This is a genomic window from Streptomyces sp. NBC_01497 (genome assembly GCF_036250695.1).
In the GTDB taxonomy this organism is placed as follows: Bacteria; Actinomycetota; Actinomycetes; order Streptomycetales; family Streptomycetaceae; genus Streptomyces.
This window is the reverse complement of record NZ_CP109427.1, coordinates 6,015,413-6,030,560: the sequence shown is the minus strand read 5'-3', so window position 1 is coordinate 6,030,560 and position 15,148 is coordinate 6,015,413. Positions and strand designations below refer to the sequence as shown.

The 15,148-nt window shown below is 74.2% G+C and carries 11 protein-coding genes; 5 read left to right on the top strand and 6 right to left on the bottom strand.

Annotated features, from left to right (window positions below):
- The first annotated feature begins 190 nt into the window (after positions 1-190).
- The 3 genes from panB to OG310_RS25435 all read left to right on the top strand — a co-directional run bounded on the left by panB (position 191) and on the right by OG310_RS25435 (position 3,264).
- Positions 191-1,078 (top strand): 3-methyl-2-oxobutanoate hydroxymethyltransferase, encoded by an 888-nt coding sequence (gene panB / locus OG310_RS25445; RefSeq protein ID WP_329458178.1) that lies wholly within the window; start codon positions 191-193, stop codon positions 1,076-1,078.
- Positions 1,079-1,300: 222 nt separating this feature from the next.
- Entirely contained in the window at positions 1,301-2,356 is a 1,056-nt protein-coding gene (locus tag OG310_RS25440; protein WP_329458177.1) for an ATP-binding cassette domain-containing protein, read from the top strand.
- A complete protein-coding gene (locus OG310_RS25435) occupies positions 2,353-3,264 on the top strand; it encodes an ABC transporter permease (protein ID WP_329458176.1) in 912 nt (303 codons plus the stop codon). The genes OG310_RS25440 and OG310_RS25435 overlap by 4 nt, the downstream gene beginning before the upstream one ends.
- A gap of 227 nt (positions 3,265-3,491) precedes the next feature.
- On the opposite strand, the gene OG310_RS25430 is transcribed toward OG310_RS25435, so the two are convergent.
- Together OG310_RS25430 and OG310_RS25425 are read right to left on the bottom strand one after the other, a co-directional pair.
- Positions 3,492-7,073 carry an AfsR/SARP family transcriptional regulator gene (locus tag OG310_RS25430; RefSeq protein WP_329458175.1) on the bottom strand — a complete coding sequence of 1,194 codons (3,582 nt, stop codon included), beginning with the start codon at positions 7,071-7,073 and terminating at the stop codon, positions 3,492-3,494.
- Between the two features lie 52 nt (positions 7,074-7,125).
- Positions 7,126-8,520, bottom strand: a complete 1,395-nt coding sequence (locus OG310_RS25425; RefSeq protein WP_329458174.1) for an MFS transporter — start codon at positions 8,518-8,520, stop codon at positions 7,126-7,128.
- A gap of 79 nt (positions 8,521-8,599) precedes the next feature.
- Between OG310_RS25425 and OG310_RS25420 the strand changes: the two genes are divergently transcribed.
- Complete coding sequence (locus OG310_RS25420) at positions 8,600-9,691, top strand: small ribosomal subunit Rsm22 family protein (RefSeq protein ID WP_329458173.1); 1,092 nt, start codon at positions 8,600-8,602, stop codon at positions 9,689-9,691.
- Here OG310_RS25420 and ddaH read toward each other — a convergent pair.
- Positions 9,680-10,495 carry a dimethylargininase gene (ddaH, locus tag OG310_RS25415; RefSeq protein ID WP_329458172.1) on the bottom strand — a complete coding sequence of 272 codons (816 nt, stop codon included), beginning with the start codon at positions 10,493-10,495 and terminating at the stop codon, positions 9,680-9,682. The two genes, OG310_RS25420 and ddaH, sit on opposite strands and share 12 nt — an antisense overlap.
- Before the next feature lie 221 nt (positions 10,496-10,716).
- Here ddaH and OG310_RS25410 point away from each other — a divergent pair, with 221 nt between their 5' ends.
- Positions 10,717-11,508, top strand: a complete 792-nt coding sequence (locus tag OG310_RS25410; protein WP_329458171.1) for a bifunctional DNA primase/polymerase — start codon at positions 10,717-10,719, stop codon at positions 11,506-11,508.
- A gap of 404 nt (positions 11,509-11,912) precedes the next feature.
- Here OG310_RS25410 and OG310_RS25405 read toward each other — a convergent pair whose 3' ends face one another.
- From OG310_RS25405 to efeB, 3 genes are all read right to left on the bottom strand, one after another.
- The gene (locus tag OG310_RS25405; RefSeq protein WP_329460377.1) at positions 11,913-12,860 is read right to left on the bottom strand and encodes a hypothetical protein; all 948 of its coding nucleotides are present in this window, start codon (positions 12,858-12,860) and stop codon (positions 11,913-11,915) included.
- Complete coding sequence (gene efeU / locus OG310_RS25400; protein WP_329458170.1) at positions 12,769-13,740, bottom strand: iron uptake transporter permease EfeU; 972 nt, start codon at positions 13,738-13,740, stop codon at positions 12,769-12,771. The genes OG310_RS25405 and efeU overlap by 92 nt, the downstream gene beginning before the upstream one ends.
- Before the next feature lie 105 nt (positions 13,741-13,845).
- Positions 13,846-15,144 (bottom strand): iron uptake transporter deferrochelatase/peroxidase subunit, encoded by a 1,299-nt coding sequence (gene efeB / locus OG310_RS25395; RefSeq protein ID WP_329458169.1) that lies wholly within the window; start codon positions 15,142-15,144, stop codon positions 13,846-13,848.
- Positions 15,145-15,148 lie beyond the last annotated feature (4 nt).

The window sequence follows — 15,148 nt, the reverse complement described above, 5'->3', positions numbered from 1 at the left end:
CGCCTCACGACAGTGCCTACCGAGACCATGACGTGAGCGCGGGGCCCGGAGGTTCCCGGCACGCGATGGGGCCCGGATCACAGGGGTGCGCGGGAACCCAGCACTTCCCGCGCCCGCCCGCAGGTGCCACCATGGAAGTGGTCCAGGGACGCCGTCAGGGCGCCTTGAGATGACGAAAGGGCCTTCGGCCATGACTTTTCCCCCCGCCGAGTCCGCGCGGAACGAACAGGCTCCGACACCTGCCGACAGCAGCGGCAAGGCACTGTACGGCGGCAAGAGTTCCCGCAGGATCACCGTGCACGACATCACCGCCGCCAAGGAGCGCGGTGAGAAGTGGCCCATGCTCACCGCGTACGACGCGATGACGGCGTCCGTCTTCGACGAGGCCGGGATCCCGGTGATGCTCGTGGGCGACTCCATGGGCAACTGCCACCTCGGGTACGAGACGACCGTGCCCGTCACGCTCGACGAGATGGCGATGCTGTCGGCCGCCGTCGTACGCGGCACGAAGCGCGCGCTGATCGTGGCCGACCTGCCCTTCGGTTCGTACCAGGAGGGACCGGTGCAGGCCCTGCGCAGCGCCACGCGCCTGGTGAAGGACGCGGGCGTGGGCGCCGTGAAGCTGGAGGGCGGCGAGCGTTCGCACGAGCAGATCTCGCTGCTCGTGGCGTCCGGGATCCCGGTGATGGGGCATATCGGCCTGACCCCGCAGTCGGTCAACGCGATGGGCTACCGGGTGCAGGGCCGGGGCGAGGAGGCGGCCCAGCAGCTGCTGCGGGACGCCAAGGCGGTCCAGGACGCCGGCGCCTTCGCGGTGGTGCTGGAGCTGGTCCCGGGCGAGCTGGCGGCCGAGGTCACGCGCGGCCTGCACATCCCGACCGTCGGGATCGGGGCGGGCGCCCTGACCGACGCGCAGGTGCTCGTCTACACGGACATGGCCGGGCTGACGCCGGGCCGTGTGCCGCGCTTCACCAAGCAGTACGCGAACCTGCGCGAGACGTTGGGCGACGCGGCGCGCGCGTTCGCGGACGAGGTCGTCGGAGGAACGTTCCCGCAGGAGGAGCACACCTTCCACTGAGCCACTGCCCGCACCACCGGCGGCCCGCCGAACGTCCCCCGTCGGCGGGCCGCCGCATACCCGCACCCGGTCGGATTCCGGCCCCGGGCCGACCGCGGCGCACGGCCTGCCGCCGATACTCGGACATATGTCGGCGAGCTGTCGGCGATATGTCGGTGAGACCGCCCGTCCGGCCCGGGGTGTCGGTGGCATGTCGGTGCGCTGTCGGTGGCGGCTGGTCCCATGGTGGACATGACGCGAATCGACAAGAACCCGAGCGCCAGCCGCAGGGGCATCGCCGTCGAGGTGCGGGGGCTCGTCAAGCAGTTCGGCGGCCCCCAGGGCACGAAGGCTCTCGACGGGGTCGACCTCGACGTGCGCGAGGGCACCGTCCTCGGCGTACTCGGACCCAACGGCGCGGGCAAGACCACGCTCGTACGCATCCTGTCCACCCTCCTGCAGCCGGACGCGGGCTCCGCGAGGGTCGCCGGGTACGACGTCCTGCGCCAGCCCCGGCAGCTGCGCCGCACCATCGGCCTGACCGGCCAGTACGCCTCGGTCGACGAGAAGCTCTCCGGCTGGGAGAACCTCTACATGATCGGGCGCCTGCTCGACCTGCCCCGGCGCGAGGCCCGACTCCGCTCCGACGAGCTCCTGGAGCGCTTCTCCCTGACCGAGGCGGCCAAGAAGCCGGCCATGCAGTACTCGGGTGGCATGCGGCGCCGGCTCGACCTGGCGGCCTCCATGATCGGCCGGCCGTCCGTCCTGTACCTGGACGAACCGACCACCGGCCTCGACCCGCGCACGCGCAACGAGGTGTGGGACGAGGTGCAGCGGCTGGTCGGCGAGGGGGCGACCGTGCTGCTGACCACGCAGTACATGGAGGAGGCCGAGCAGCTCGCGGACGAGCTGACGGTCTTCGACCGGGGGCGGGTCATCGCCGGCGGCCGGGTGGACGACCTGAAGGCGCGGGTCGGCGGCCGCACGCTGAAGATCACCCCGACCGATCCCGGGGAACTGCCGCAGATGGCGCAGGCACTCGCCGAGACGGGCCTCGACGGGGTCGCGGGCGCCACGGCGGTGCCCGACGAGGGCGTGCTGTACGTGCCGATCCTCAGCGACGAACAACTGACGGCGGTGATCGGTGTGCTCGGCGGACGGGGCTTCTCGATCGCGCACATCGGCACGCACCTGCCGAGCCTGGACGAGGTGTTCCTGGCGATCACGGGCGAGAAGACGACGGGCGGCGCGCAGACCACGTGGACCGCCGAGACCGAGACTGAGGGGGTCGCCGTATGAGTACGACGTCTACGAGCGCGCAGACGCAGCCGGCGACGGGCCACGGCCCCTCGCACGGCCCCGGTTCGCCCTCACCCGCCCCGGCCTCCGCGCCGCGGCTCGCCTCGGCCCAGGCAGCGGACGACGGCAGGATCGGCCTGCGGGCGAACCTGCGGCACATCGGCGCCCTGGTGCGGCGCAACGTCCTGCAGATCCGCCAGGACCCGGAGTCGATGTTCGACGTCCTGCTGATGCCGATCATCTTCACGGTGCTGTTCGTGTACGTGTTCGGCGGCTCCGTCGGCGCGAGCCTCGGCGGTGACCGGCACGACTACCTGAACTACGTCGTGCCGGGACTGATGGCCATGATGGGCATGAACATCGCCATGGCCGTCGGCAGCGGTGTCAACGACGACTTCCGCAAGGGGGTCATGGACCGCTTCCGCACGATGCCGATCGCCCGCTCGTCGGTGCTGATCGCGAAGATCGTGGTGGAGATAGGCCGCATGCTGGTCGCCACGGCGATCCTGCTGGGCATGGGGTTCGCGCTCGGCATGACCGTGCAGACGTCGGTGCTGGGCCTGCTGGCCGCTGTGGGACTCTCCCTGGCCTTCGGCGCGGCGCTTATGTGGATCTTCATGCTGCTCGGCCTGACCATGAAGACGTCGCAGGCGGTGCAGGGCGTGGCGATGCTCGTGCTGATGCCGTTGCAGTTCGGCTCTTCGATCTTCGCCCCGACCAAGACGATGCCGGGCTGGCTGCAGGGCTTCACGGACTACAACCCGCTCTCCAACCTCGCGGACGCGGCCCGTGGCCTGATCGACGGCGGACCGGTGGCGCACTCCGCGCTGATGACGCTCGGCTGGGCCGCGGGGATCACGCTGGTGATGGCCCCGCTGGCGGTCCGCAAGTTCCGCAACAAGACCTGAGTCGCCGGGCCGTCCGGCGGGCGCCTCTGACGGCGCCCGCCGGACGGCCGGGGGAAACGGCCGGATGCCCGCCCTGGGCCGCGCGGGAGCGCGGCGCGCGGCGGGCCGTCGGCCGTGCGACAGGGCGCATCCCGCCGTACGTCACAGGGGGACGTACGGCGGACCGGCGGGGGCCGGCCGCGCGGGGGCGGCCCCCGGGAGGCGGCGGCGTGGTCCGGGCCACCCGGTCAGACCAGTGCCGTCGCCTCTTCCAGGGAGAGGACGGCGCCCGCCGCGCGGGCCTCGGCGTGGGCCGCCGCGTCACCCGACAGAGCGGTCAGCGTCTCCTTCTCCGCGGCCTGGAACACCTCCGCCTCGAAGGGGCTCCGCACGTGTCCCACCGGGAGCAGTGCCTCGTAGGCACCCAGCAGGCGTGCCGCGTCACGGGCCGTCCTGCCCGTCCCGGCCTCCGCGCCGGTCTCTGCTCCGGCTCCGGGCCGGGGTCCGGCCGCACGCGTGAGCGCGACACCAGCGAGGGCCCGCGCCGCGATCAGCACCTGCACCGCGCCCATCTCCGGGGCCATCAACCGCGCGAGGCGCGGGACGGGCTCCTCCAGCGACGCGCGGATGCGCTCCAGGGCCTGGCCGAACGCGCCGTCCTCCACGTCCAGCCAGGACAGTGCCGACCTGACCAGCCCCTGAAAGACCAGCAGGGGCCCGCTGCCGAACGACTGCTGGGCCGCGAAGAGCTGTTCGCGGGCTTCCTGCCTGCGCCCCGACCGGCCGAGCCAGGTCGCGAGGAAGACCCGGGTGATCGGCACCACGTCGTGGTTCGAGGTGCCGCTGTCCTCGGCGCCGTGCGCGTCCAGCACCTCGTGCAGCATGGCCTCGGCCTCCGCGCCCCGGCCCAGCTCGACCAGGTTCTGCGCGAGCCGCACCCGCAGCAGTTCCACATGGTGGAGCGCGCCGAGACCCTCGGCGTAGCGGACCGCCGCCACGTAGTCCGCCGCGGCGTCCGCGTGGCGGCCGAGCTTCTCGTACGCCTCGCCCCGCGCGGACAGCGACTCGGCCGTGCCCCAGGCGTCGCCGAGCCGTTCGAAGATGGCGAGGGCCCGCTCCGCGTCCCGGGCCGCCGACTCGGCGAAGGCGCCCCGGTTGGCGCGGAAGTTCGCCCGCATCTGCAGGATGCTCGCGAGGTCCCATTCGAGGCCGAACTCCTCGCACGCCCGCGCCGTTTCGTCCATCGCGGCGGTCACACCGTCCTCGTCGCCGGTGAACAGGAGCGCCAGGAGCCAGAACATGCCGGGAGGGCGGCAGGTCTGCGGCAGCCCGGCCCGGTAGACCCGGGCGACCGTGTGCAGCCACTCCTCGTGCCCGGCCAGCCAGACGCCGCCGGACAGGTCGGCGTTGAGCATCTCGAACAGCCGCACCTCCCGCCGCGCCTCCTCCAGCAGCTCGTCCGACATCGGCGGTGGCGCGTCGATGCACCGCTGGTGGATCGGCGGAGCGGGGCGCGCGGGTTCCGCGAACGGGTCGGGGCCCAGCTCACACGCGCCCGCGGCCCAGTGCCGCGCCTCCGAGCGCTGGTCGAGCATCTGCCAGTACCAGCTGAGGGAGAGCACGAGGCACAGCACCTCGTGTTCGTCGCGGGACGCCTGCGCCCTGCGCAGGGCCGTCCTCAGGTTCTCGTACTCCCGCGTGAGCAGGTCGAGCGCGGCGCGCTGACCGGCGCCGCGCAGCAACGGGTCGGTCGTACGGGCCAGTTCCCGGTAGTGCACCAGGTGCCCGCGCTCGGTGGCGGCCCGGTCGCCGGCCTCGTCCAGCCGCTCGGCTGCGTACTCGGCGACGGTCTCCAGCAGGCGGTAGCGCATCCCCGTGTCGGGCCGGGCCGCGGGCACGGCGACGACCAGGGACTTGTCGACGAGGGACCCGAGGACGGTGGCGATGTCGTCGTCGTGCGCGCGGGGACGGCTGCCCGGGGCCTCTGGGGTGCCCGCACGGTCCGGGGTCCCCGCATACTCCGAGGTATCCGCATGATCCGGGGTGTCCGCATAATCTGGGGTGTCCGTGCAGACGGCCTCGGCCGCGGCGAGATCGCACCCGCCCGCGAAGACCGACAACCGCCGCAGGACCGCCCGCTCGCTTGCGTCCAGCAGATCCCACGACCAGTCCACCACGGCACGCAGCGTCTGCTGGCGCGGCAGCACCGTACGGCTCCCCCGGCTCAGCAACCGGAAACGGTCGTCCAACCGGTCCGCGATCTGCCGCGGCGAGAGCACCCGCAACCGCGCCGCCGCCAACTCGATGGCCAGCGGCAACCCGTCCAGCCGACGGCAGATCTCCCCCACCGCCGCCCGGTCCTCCCCCGCCACGAACCCGGGCCGCACCGCACGCCCTCGCTCCGCGAACAACCGGAACGCCGCATCCACGCCCAACGCCCCCACCGGACGCACCACTTCACCCGGCACCCCCAGCGGCTCACGACTCGTCGCCAACACCGTCAATCCGGGGCACCGGGTCAACAGCGCCTCCGCCACCTCCGCCGCCGCACCCACCACATGCTCGCAGTTGTCCAGGATCAACAGCATCCGACGACGGCCCAGATGCTCCGCGAGGAGGGCGAGCGGCTCGCCCGCGTGCGGGTCGGCGGCGCGCAGCCCCTCGGCGCCCGCGCCGCGCAGTACGGTCTCGCGGGCCCTGAGCGCGGTGAGAACGGCCTCGGGGACGGTGGCGGGGTCCTCGACGGGGGCCAGTTCCGCCAGCCACACCCCGTCCGGGTAGGCGGGGCTGCCCGCGGCCTCGGCCGCCTCCTGCGAGAGCCGGGTCTTCCCGGCGCCGCCCGGGCCGAGCAGCGTGACCAGGCGGGCCCGCGCCAGATCCTCGTGCAGGGCCGCGATGTCCGCCTCACGCCCGACGAACGAGGTGAGCCGGGCCCGCAGGTTCCCCGGGACATGCGGGGGCCCCGCTTCGGGGGTGCGGACGCCTTCCGCGCCGGCGGTGGCCGAACCGGCGGCGCCGGCGGTGGACGAGCCGGAAGCCGTCCGCCCGCCGGGACCGCCCGTCCCGCCGCCGCCCGACGGGACCCGGGGCGTTCGCGGCGGGGAGGCGGGGGCAAGAGTGAGCAGCTCACCGTGGAGCGCGCGCAGTTCCGGGCCGGGGTCCGCGCCCAGCCGGCTCGCGAGCCCCTGGCGCATCCCCTCGTACGCCGCCAGCGCCTCGGCCGGTCTGCCGGCGTCGCGCAGGGCTCTGATCCGCAGCGCCTGGACACGTTCGTCGAGCGGGAACTCGTCGCACAGCGCGGTCAGTTCGGGCAGCACCTCGTCGGCCCTGCCGAGGGCGAGCGATGCGGCCAGGTGGGTGCGGTGCGCCTCCTTGCGGCGGGTCTCCCAGCGGGTGGCCTCGCTCGTACCATCCGGCAGGTCGGCGAGGGCGGGGCCCTGCCACAGCGCGAGGGCGTCCGAGAGGAGCGTGCTCGCCTTCACCGGGTCGCCCGCCTCCAGGGCTCGCGTGCCCTCGGCGGCGAGACGGGTGAACCGGTACGCGTCGACGTCGTCCTCGGCGGCGCACAGCCGGTAGCCGCCCTCGCCGGACTCCACCGCCGTGTGGCCGAGGGCCCTGCGCAGCCGGCCGATCAGGGCCTGGAGCGCGGCGACGCCGTCGGCGGGCGGGTCGCCGTCCCAGACCTGTGCGACGAGGGCGTGGACCGGGACCGTACGGCCGGGACGCACCGCGAGCGCCGCGAGCAGGGCACGCAGGCGCGCGCCTCCGACGGCGACGGGCGCGCCGTCGTCGCGGAATGCGTGGGTTGTGCCGAGGACTCGGTAGCGCATGGCGTCATTGTCCCCCAGCCGTCCCGGGGGACGGACGCCGCTGCGCCCCGGTTCACGGCCGCAGCGCGCCCCGCCGGGTGAGCGCCCAGACGAGCAGCGCCGCCAGTGACAGCGCGCCGCCGGTGACGCTCACGGCGGTCCAGCCGCCCGCGTCCCAGGTCATCGTCGCGACGACGGAGCCGATCGCGCCGCCGGCGAAGTTGCCCGCGATGTAGGCGGTGTTCAGGCGGCTGCGCGCCTCGGCGGAGATCTGGAAGACGCGGGACTGCGCCAGGATGTTCTGCCCCTGGATGCCGATGTCCAGCACGATGATGCCGACCACCAGCACCACCAGGACGTGCCCGCCGAACCCGATGACCACCCACGACACCAGGATCAGCACCCAGGCGAGGCCGACGCCCACCACGGACCTGCCCCGGTCGTGCAGCCGCCCCGCCCCCTGCGCGGCGAGCGCGCCGATGAGCCCGGCCACACCGAAGAAGCCGATGGCGGCGGTCGGGTAGTTGTAGGGCGGTCCCGACAGCAGGAAGGTCAGCGACGTCCACAGCATCGTGAACACCGCGAAGCCGAAGATCCCGAAGACCATGCTGATGCGCAGCTTCGGTTCGTGCGCGATCAGCGAGAACACCGACTTCAGCAGCGCGCGGTAGGACAGGGTGGTGGAGCGGGGCGGCAGCTTCGGGATGAACCGGTACAGCAGCCCGGCCAGCACGAGCGCGACGGCCGCCGCCACCAGGAACACCACGCGCCAGCTGAACGCGGAGGCGACGAGCCCCGCGAAGATCCGCGCGATCAGGATGCCGGTGAGGATGCCGCTGACGACGATCCCGACGACCTTGCCGCGCGACGCGTCGTCCGCGAGATCACCGGCGAGCGGCGTGAGTATCTGCCCGGCGACGGTCGTGACCCCGACGGCGATCAGGGCGCCCGCCAGCGTCCCGATGCCGGGCGCCACGGCGCAGGCGCCCAGCGCGAGCGCCGAAAGGACCATCATCACGGGGATCAGGAGGCGCCGCTGGCGCAGGTCGCCGAGCGGCACGATGAACAGGATGCCGAGCGCGTAACCGACCTGTGTCGCCGTCACCAGCAGGCCGACCGTGCCGTCTCCCACACCGAGGTCGCCGCCGATGACGCCGAGCAGCGGCTGTGCGTAGTAGAGGCTGCCGACCGCCGCGCCCGCGGCGATCGCGAACAGCACCAGCAGCGGGCGCGTCATGAGCGAGCGGCCCGGCGCGGGGGGTGTCCCCGGGCCGCCCGGCGGGCGCAGCCGGGCGGTGACGTCGAGGGAGCCGGTGGCGCCCGCCGGGTGCGGCGCCCCGCCCCCGTCCGCCCCGTGCGCCGGGCGGCCGTTCCCGCCGCCCGCCGTCACCGGGCGGCCCGCCGCCGGCGCGCCCCCGTCCGTGCCGCCGTCGCCCGTTCCCGCACGGTCCCCACCTGCCACCGCCACCCGCCGCCCTCTCCGTGCCGTGTCCCCGTCGCGGTACTCGTCGTGCCCGCGCCGTACGCCACGAGTCTAGAATTCCGCGGTGAACGCGATCCTCCCCACCTCAGGAACCCTGCGCGGCGCACTCGCCGGCCTGCTGGACGGACTGCCGCCTGCGCGGGCGGCGGCGGCAGTCGACCGGCTGATCGCCACGTACCGGGGCACCACCCCCACCCACACGCCCGTGCTGCGCGACGCGTCCGACGCCGCCGCGTACGCCGCGTACCGGATGCCGGCCACCTTCGAGGCCGTACGGGCGGCCCTCGGCGCCCTCGCCGACGCGGCACCCGGCTGGGCCCCGCGCAGCCACCTGGACGTCGGCGGCGGTACCGGCGCCGCCGTCTGGGCGGCGGGCGCGATCTGGCCCGGCGGGCGGCCGACGACGGTCCTCGACTGGGCGGAGCCCGCGCTCGCGGTGGGCAGGGACCTGGCGGCGGGCGTGCCCGCGCTCGTGGGTACCGCGTGGCGGCGGGCCCGGATCGGTGCGCAGGGCGGGGAGCTGCCGCCGAGCGACCTGCTCACCGTCGGCTACGTACTCAAGGAGCTGGCGCCGCCCGACCGCGAGGCGCTGGTGGCGGGCGCGGCACGGGCCGCGCGGGCGGTGGTGATCGTGGAGCCGGGCACCCCGGACGGGTACGAGCGGATCATGGCGGCACGCGACCTGCTGATCGCGGCGGGCTTCACCGTCGCGGCGCCGTGCCCGCACGACGGCGCCTGCCCGATCGAGCGCGGCGCCGACTGGTGCCACTTCGCGGCACGGGTCGGCAGGTCCTCGCTGCACCGGCAGGTCAAGGGCGGCTCACTGCCGTACGAGGACGAGAAGTTCAGCTACGTGGCGGCGGTGCGCGCGGGCGGCGACGACGAGGGCGGGACGGACGGCGGGCACGCGGATGCCGCCGCCGGTGGGCTCTCCCCCGCGCCGGCGCCGGCCCGGGTCGTGCGCAGGCCACAGCTCAGGAAGGGGCAGGTGCTGCTGGACCTGTGCACGGTGGAGGACGGACTGCGCCGCGAGACGGTGACGAAGCGCCACGGCGCGCTGTACCGGGCGGCGCGGGACACGGACTGGGGCGACGCGTGGCCGCCGCCCCGTCACACCCCCGGGGAGCCGGGGTCCGCGGGCGACTCAGATGCGTAGCTCCTGCGTGCAGCACTTCACGCTGCCGCCGCCCTTCAGCAGCTCCGACAGGTCGAGGCCGATCGGCTCGAACCCCCGCTCACGCAGGGGCCGCAGGAGCCCGGTCGCGGCGGTCGGCAGCAGGACGTGCAGGCCGTCGCTGACGGCGTTGAGGCCGAGGACGGCGGCATCGTCGCCGTCCACGACCAGCGCGTCGGGGTAGAGGCGGGCGAGGACGGACCGGCTGCCGGGCGAGAACGCCTCCGGGTAGTACATGATCTCGTCGGCCGCGTCGTCGAGCACGCACAGCGCCGTGTCGAGGTGGTAGTAGCGCGGGTCGACCAGGTCCAGGCCGATGACGGGCCTGCCGAAGAACTCCTGCGCCTCGTCGTGCGCGAGCGGCGAGCAGCGGAAGCCGCGCCCGGCGAGGATGAACGACGCGGTCACCGCGAAGTCGCCCTCGCCCTCGTTGACATGGGCGGGTTCGTGGATGTCGGCGTAGTCCCGGGCCCGGAACCAGGCGAGGTGCGCCTGCGCCTCCGCCGTACGTTCCTGGTGGGCGAAGCGCGCGCCGAGGACCCGGCCGTCGACGACGGTGGCGCCGTTCGCCGCGAACACCATGTCCGGCAGGTCCGGGTGCGGGTCCAGGAGCGAGACGGTGTGCCCGAGGGCGGTGTACCGGTCGCGCAGGTCCTCCCACTGCGCGACGGCGAGCGACACGTCCACCGGCTTGGCCGGGTCCATCCAGGGATTGATGGAGTAACTGACCCTGAAGTGGGTGGGCGGACACATCAGATAGCGGCGTGGCGAGGCGTCACGGGACACGGGGTCTCCTCACGGACAGTGGTGGCGCACGTCGTTGTGCGTCACCGCCATGGTCCGCCGCGCACCCCGCCCCGCGCTGCCATCCGTTCGGGTGGTTCCGGGGCACGGGGCCGGGACGGGCGGGCTGGTCGGCCCCCCGGCGGCGCCGGGAGGGCGGCTGGGCCGGGGCCGGAGGGTGCGACGATGCCGGGCATCACAGGCGGCGAGTGGTGAGGGGACCCATGGACGGCGGTAGGGGGACTTCCCGGTGGTCGGGGGAGCACTGGACGCGGCGGCTGCGGCGCGCGCTGCCGGGCGGGCGGGCAGGCGGGCGGGACGGGGAGGTTGCGGCGGGCGGGGCCGCGGCGCGGGAGGAACTACTGCTGGCCGCCGCCGCGGCGGGGCTGCCGCTCGCCCCGGCCGCGCACCCGCTGGGCCACCGCTGCTCGTGCGACCGGGTCGGGTGCCCCGCACCGGCCGCGCACCCGGTGTCGTCGGCCTGGGGGAGCCAGTCGACGACGGAGCCCGCACAGGTCGAGCGCTGGGCGCGGGCGTTTCCGGCCGCGAACTTCGTCACGGCCACGGGCCGGACGCACGACGTGCTCGACGTGCCGGCCGAGGCCGGAGCGCGGGCGCTGGAGCGGCTGGTGGCGCGGGGCGTCGAGGTGGGCCCGGTCGCGGCCGCGGGCGGGGACCGGATGCTGTTCTTCACGCAGACGCGCGGGAGGCCGCAGGACGAGGACGAGTGGTGGCCGTGCGCGCTGGACTGCCATCCGGAGACGATGGCGGAGCATCCGGGGCTGCGCTGGCACTGCCGGGGCAGCTACGTCCTGCTGCCGCCCTCCCGGCTGCCGGGGGAAGGGGGTGTGGCGTGGCTGCGCGGCCCCGGGCACCCGCGTCCGGACCCGCTGACCCTGCTGGGCGCGCTGACCGACGCGTGCGCGTGGTACGCGGCGCGGGAGGCGGACCGGGCCGCGGCGGAGGAGGCGGCCGAGGAGGCGGGCAGCGGCAGGCGGGCGGGGGCCCGCCGCTGAAGCGGGGCGCGGCGCGGCGCCGAGGGTCCCGGCTGTGCGCCGGCACCGTGGCGGGGCGCGATCGCGCCGGGCCCGTGCCCAGCGGGTGCGCGCCCAGCGACTTCACGAAGCCGCTGCGCCAAACCGGGCCCCGGGCCGAGTGCCGCCAACGCGCCAGGCGTCGGCTTGCGGCGGGACGTCGGGCGGCGGCATCGGGCCGGGCCTCGGCCCCGGGCCGAGTGCCACCAACGCGCCAGGCGTCGTCGTAGGGCCGGGCGTCGGCCCCGGGCCGAGTGCCGCCAACGCGCCAGGAGGCTTGCGGCGGGACGTCGGGCGGCGGATCGGGCCGAGTGCCGACAACGCGCCAGGCGTCGTCGTAGGGCCGGGCCTCGGCCTCGGCGTGTGGCCTCGGGCGTCGTCTCCGCTCAGGAACCCGTCGCGCCGGTCACGCCCTCCAGCCGGCTGACGATCGTGACCCGGCCCGTCTTGGGCACCTCCGCGGCCTGGCTCGACATCCACTCCTTGGTGAGCTTCGTGCGTGCCGTGCCGTGCAGGAGCGGCACCACGTCGGCGGGCACCTGGGGGCGGTAGCCGGAAGCCGTGGTCTGGCGCTGGTAGTAGCGCGTCGCGAAGAACACGAACGCGCCGCCGTCCTTCGTGGCCAGTCCCAGCGGCGTGAAGTCACCGTCGTTCAGGGGCTGGTCGACGTACTGCATGGTGCTGGCCGTCTGCTTCGCCGTCTTCGCGCGCGCGGCGCGCCACTGGTCGGTGTGCGGGCCGGGCGCGAAGTCGTCGGGCCGGCCCGTCTGCAGGTACGAGGCGTAGTCGGCGCTCAGTTCGGCCGGCCGCACCGCGAGGGCGCCGGCCTTGCCGGCGGCGGGCACCGCGTAACCGTCGGCGTCGGTGGCGAACCGGGGTATCGCTCCGGCCGCCAGGCTCGTGAGGTAGGCGGCCTTCCAGCCGGTGTCGGGGCCCTCCCGGACGAAGGCCACGAGCCAGCGCACCTCGTCGGCGCCGGTCCGCTGCTGTCCCGCGGGGGCCGTGTCGGCCACGAACCAGCGGGGCCAGCCCGCCTTCTTCGGGATCGTGAACTTGGCGTCGCCCAGCACCAGATCGCGGTGCTGCTTGTTCCCGTCCGGGCTCGTGATCGCGTGGGAGCGCAGCCCCGCCTGGTTGATCGCGCCCAGCGCGCCCGTGACCCGGCCCTTGTCCAGGGCCGGGTCGTAATTCTTGTCCGCGGCGTTGTACGCGGCGACGAAGGCGGTCAGGGCCTTCTCGGCCTCACTCCGCTTCACCGACGGGACGACCGCCAGTTCCCCGTGCACCGTCACGCATCCGCTCGCCGCCAGTGACAGCACCGTCGTGGCCGCCATCGCGAGCCACGCCGTTCGAATCGGCCTTCTCATCGGTCGTCTTCTGCTTCCCGGACCTCGTGGACCCAACCCGTCCGAAGAACCCTACCGGGAGGAGGAACAGCGCGAGGGTCGGTACCAGATAGACGAGCCACACCACGGCCTGGAGCAGGGTCGGGTCCGGCTGGAAGTTGAACACGCCCTTGAGCAGGGTGCCGTACCAGCTGTCGGGCGGAATCGTGTTGCTGATATCGAACGCCAGGTGGGTGAGGCCGGGCAGGATGTTGGCCTCCTGGAGGTCGTGGAAGCCGTACCCGACGACCCCGGCCGCCACGATCACCAGCATCCCGCCGGTCCAGGTGAAGAACTTGGCGAGATTGATGCGGATGGCGCCCCGGTAGAACAGCCAGCCGAGCAGCACCGCCGTCAGCAGTCCCAGTACCACCCCGATCAGCGGTGCGGGGGTGCCGTCGGACGACGCGCGGACGGAGGCCCACACGAACAGCGCGGTCTCCAGCCCCTCGCGGCCCACCGCGAGGAACGCGGTGGCGACCAGCGCCCCGGTGCCCATCTGGAGCGCCGAGTCGAGCTTGCCGTGCAGTTCGGCCCTGAGGTGGCGGGCCGTGCGGCGCATCCAGAAGACCATCCAGGTCACCAGGCCGACCGCGACGATCGACAGGGAGCCGCCGAGGCCCTCCTGCGCCTCGAACGTCATTTCCTGCGAGCCGAATTCGAGGGCGCAGCCGAAGGCCAGGGCCAGCACGACGGCCGCCCCGATGCCGAACCAGATCGGGCGCAGCGCGTCGCGCCTGCCCGTCTTCACCAGGTACGCGATGAGGATGCAGACGACCAGGCTGGCCTCAAGCCCCTCGCGCAGGCCGATCAGGTAGTTGGCGAACACATCGGGCTCCTTCCGCGAATGGGACGCACCGTGCTGTGCGTTCCGTGCCGCACGAGGGCCTTCGTGCCGTCGTGCGTGCTGCTCGTGTCGTCGTTCATGCGGCCGTCATGCCGTCATCAGCTCCCTGCCCCACCAGTCGTCCTTGTCACGGACGCCCGGCGGGATCGCGAAGACGGCGGAACCAACGTGTTGGATGTACTCGTTGAGCGCGTCGGCGCGCGCGAGGCGCTGCTGCACCGGGATGAACGCGTGCCGTACGTCGCGCTGGTAGGCGAGGAAGAACAGCCCGGCGTCCAGCCGGCCGAGGCCGTCGGTCCCGTCGGTGTAGGAGTAGCCCCGGCGCAGCAGCCGCGCACCGCCGTTGGACTCCGGGTGGGCGAGCCGCACATGGGAGGCGGGCGGCAGTTTCGCGAGGTCGGGCTTGTCGCGCTCGTGGGTGCCCCCGTACGGCGCGCCCTCGCCCTTGGTCCTGCCGAACACGTCCTGCTGGTCCTTCAGGGCGGCCCTGTCCCACACCTCGATGTGCATCGAGATCCGGCGGGCCACCAGGTAGGAGCCGCCGGTCATCCATCCCGGTCCTTCGTCCGCGCCGACCCACACGTCGTGGCCGAGGAGCGCGGTGTCGGTGCTCGCGATGTTGTCGGTGCCGTCCTTGAACCCGAAGAGGTTGCGTGGGGTCTGGGCGCCGGGGGTGGTGGACGACGTCTTGCCGAACCCGAGTTGCGACCAGCGGATGGCGACCGTGCCGAACCCGATCCGCGCGAGGTTGCGGATGGCGTGCACCGCGACCTGCGGATCGTCCGCGCACGCCTGCACGCACAGGTCGCCGCCGCTGCGGGCCGCTTCGAGGTTGTCGCCGGGGAACTTCGGCAGGTCGACGAGCGCGTCCGGCCGCCGGCCGTCCAGCCCGAAGCGGCCGTCCGCGAAGAGGGACGGGCCGAAGCCGACGGTGAGGGTGAGCCGCGACGGTTTGAGTCCGGCGGCCTCCCCCGTGTCGTCCGGCGGTGCCTCCGCGACGGCCGGTACCGCGCCGCCGCCGATCTCGCGCCCGGCCGTCATCCGCTCGGCGGCCCGCGTCCAGTCCTTGAGCAACTGGACGAGTTCCGCGCGGTCCTTGGTGGTCACGTCGAACGCCGCGAAGTGCAGGCGGTCCTGGACGGGGGTCGCGATGCCGGCCTGGTGGGCGCCGTGGAAGGCGACCGCCGCGCCGGTGTCGGCGGCCGACGTGGGCGCGGGGGCGTCGGAGGAGCCGCTCATCGCGGCCGCCACACCGCCACCCGCCGCGGCGGCGCCGAGCGCGAGCCCGGCACCGCCCCAGCCGAGCAGTGCACGCCGCGACGGCGCGGGGCGCTGCTGGTCCCGGCCGTCGTCGGGGTCCGGCGTCTGAGGGGAGGTCTCGTTCACAGCG

Coding starts and splice junctions, on each gene's coding strand:
- panB (WP_329458178.1), top strand. CDS start 191: ATGACTTTTCCCCCCGCCGAGTCCGCGCGGAACGAACAGGCTCCGACA.
- OG310_RS25440 (WP_329458177.1), top strand. CDS start 1,301: ATGGTGGACATGACGCGAATCGACAAGAACCCGAGCGCCAGCCGCAGG.
- OG310_RS25435 (WP_329458176.1), top strand. CDS start 2,353: ATGAGTACGACGTCTACGAGCGCGCAGACGCAGCCGGCGACGGGCCAC.
- OG310_RS25430 (WP_329458175.1), bottom strand. CDS start 7,073: ATGCGCTACCGAGTCCTCGGCACAACCCACGCATTCCGCGACGACGGC.
- OG310_RS25410 (WP_329458171.1), top strand. CDS start 10,717: ATGGACGGCGGTAGGGGGACTTCCCGGTGGTCGGGGGAGCACTGGACG.
- OG310_RS25405 (WP_329460377.1), bottom strand. CDS start 12,860: ATGGCGGCCACGACGGTGCTGTCACTGGCGGCGAGCGGATGCGTGACG.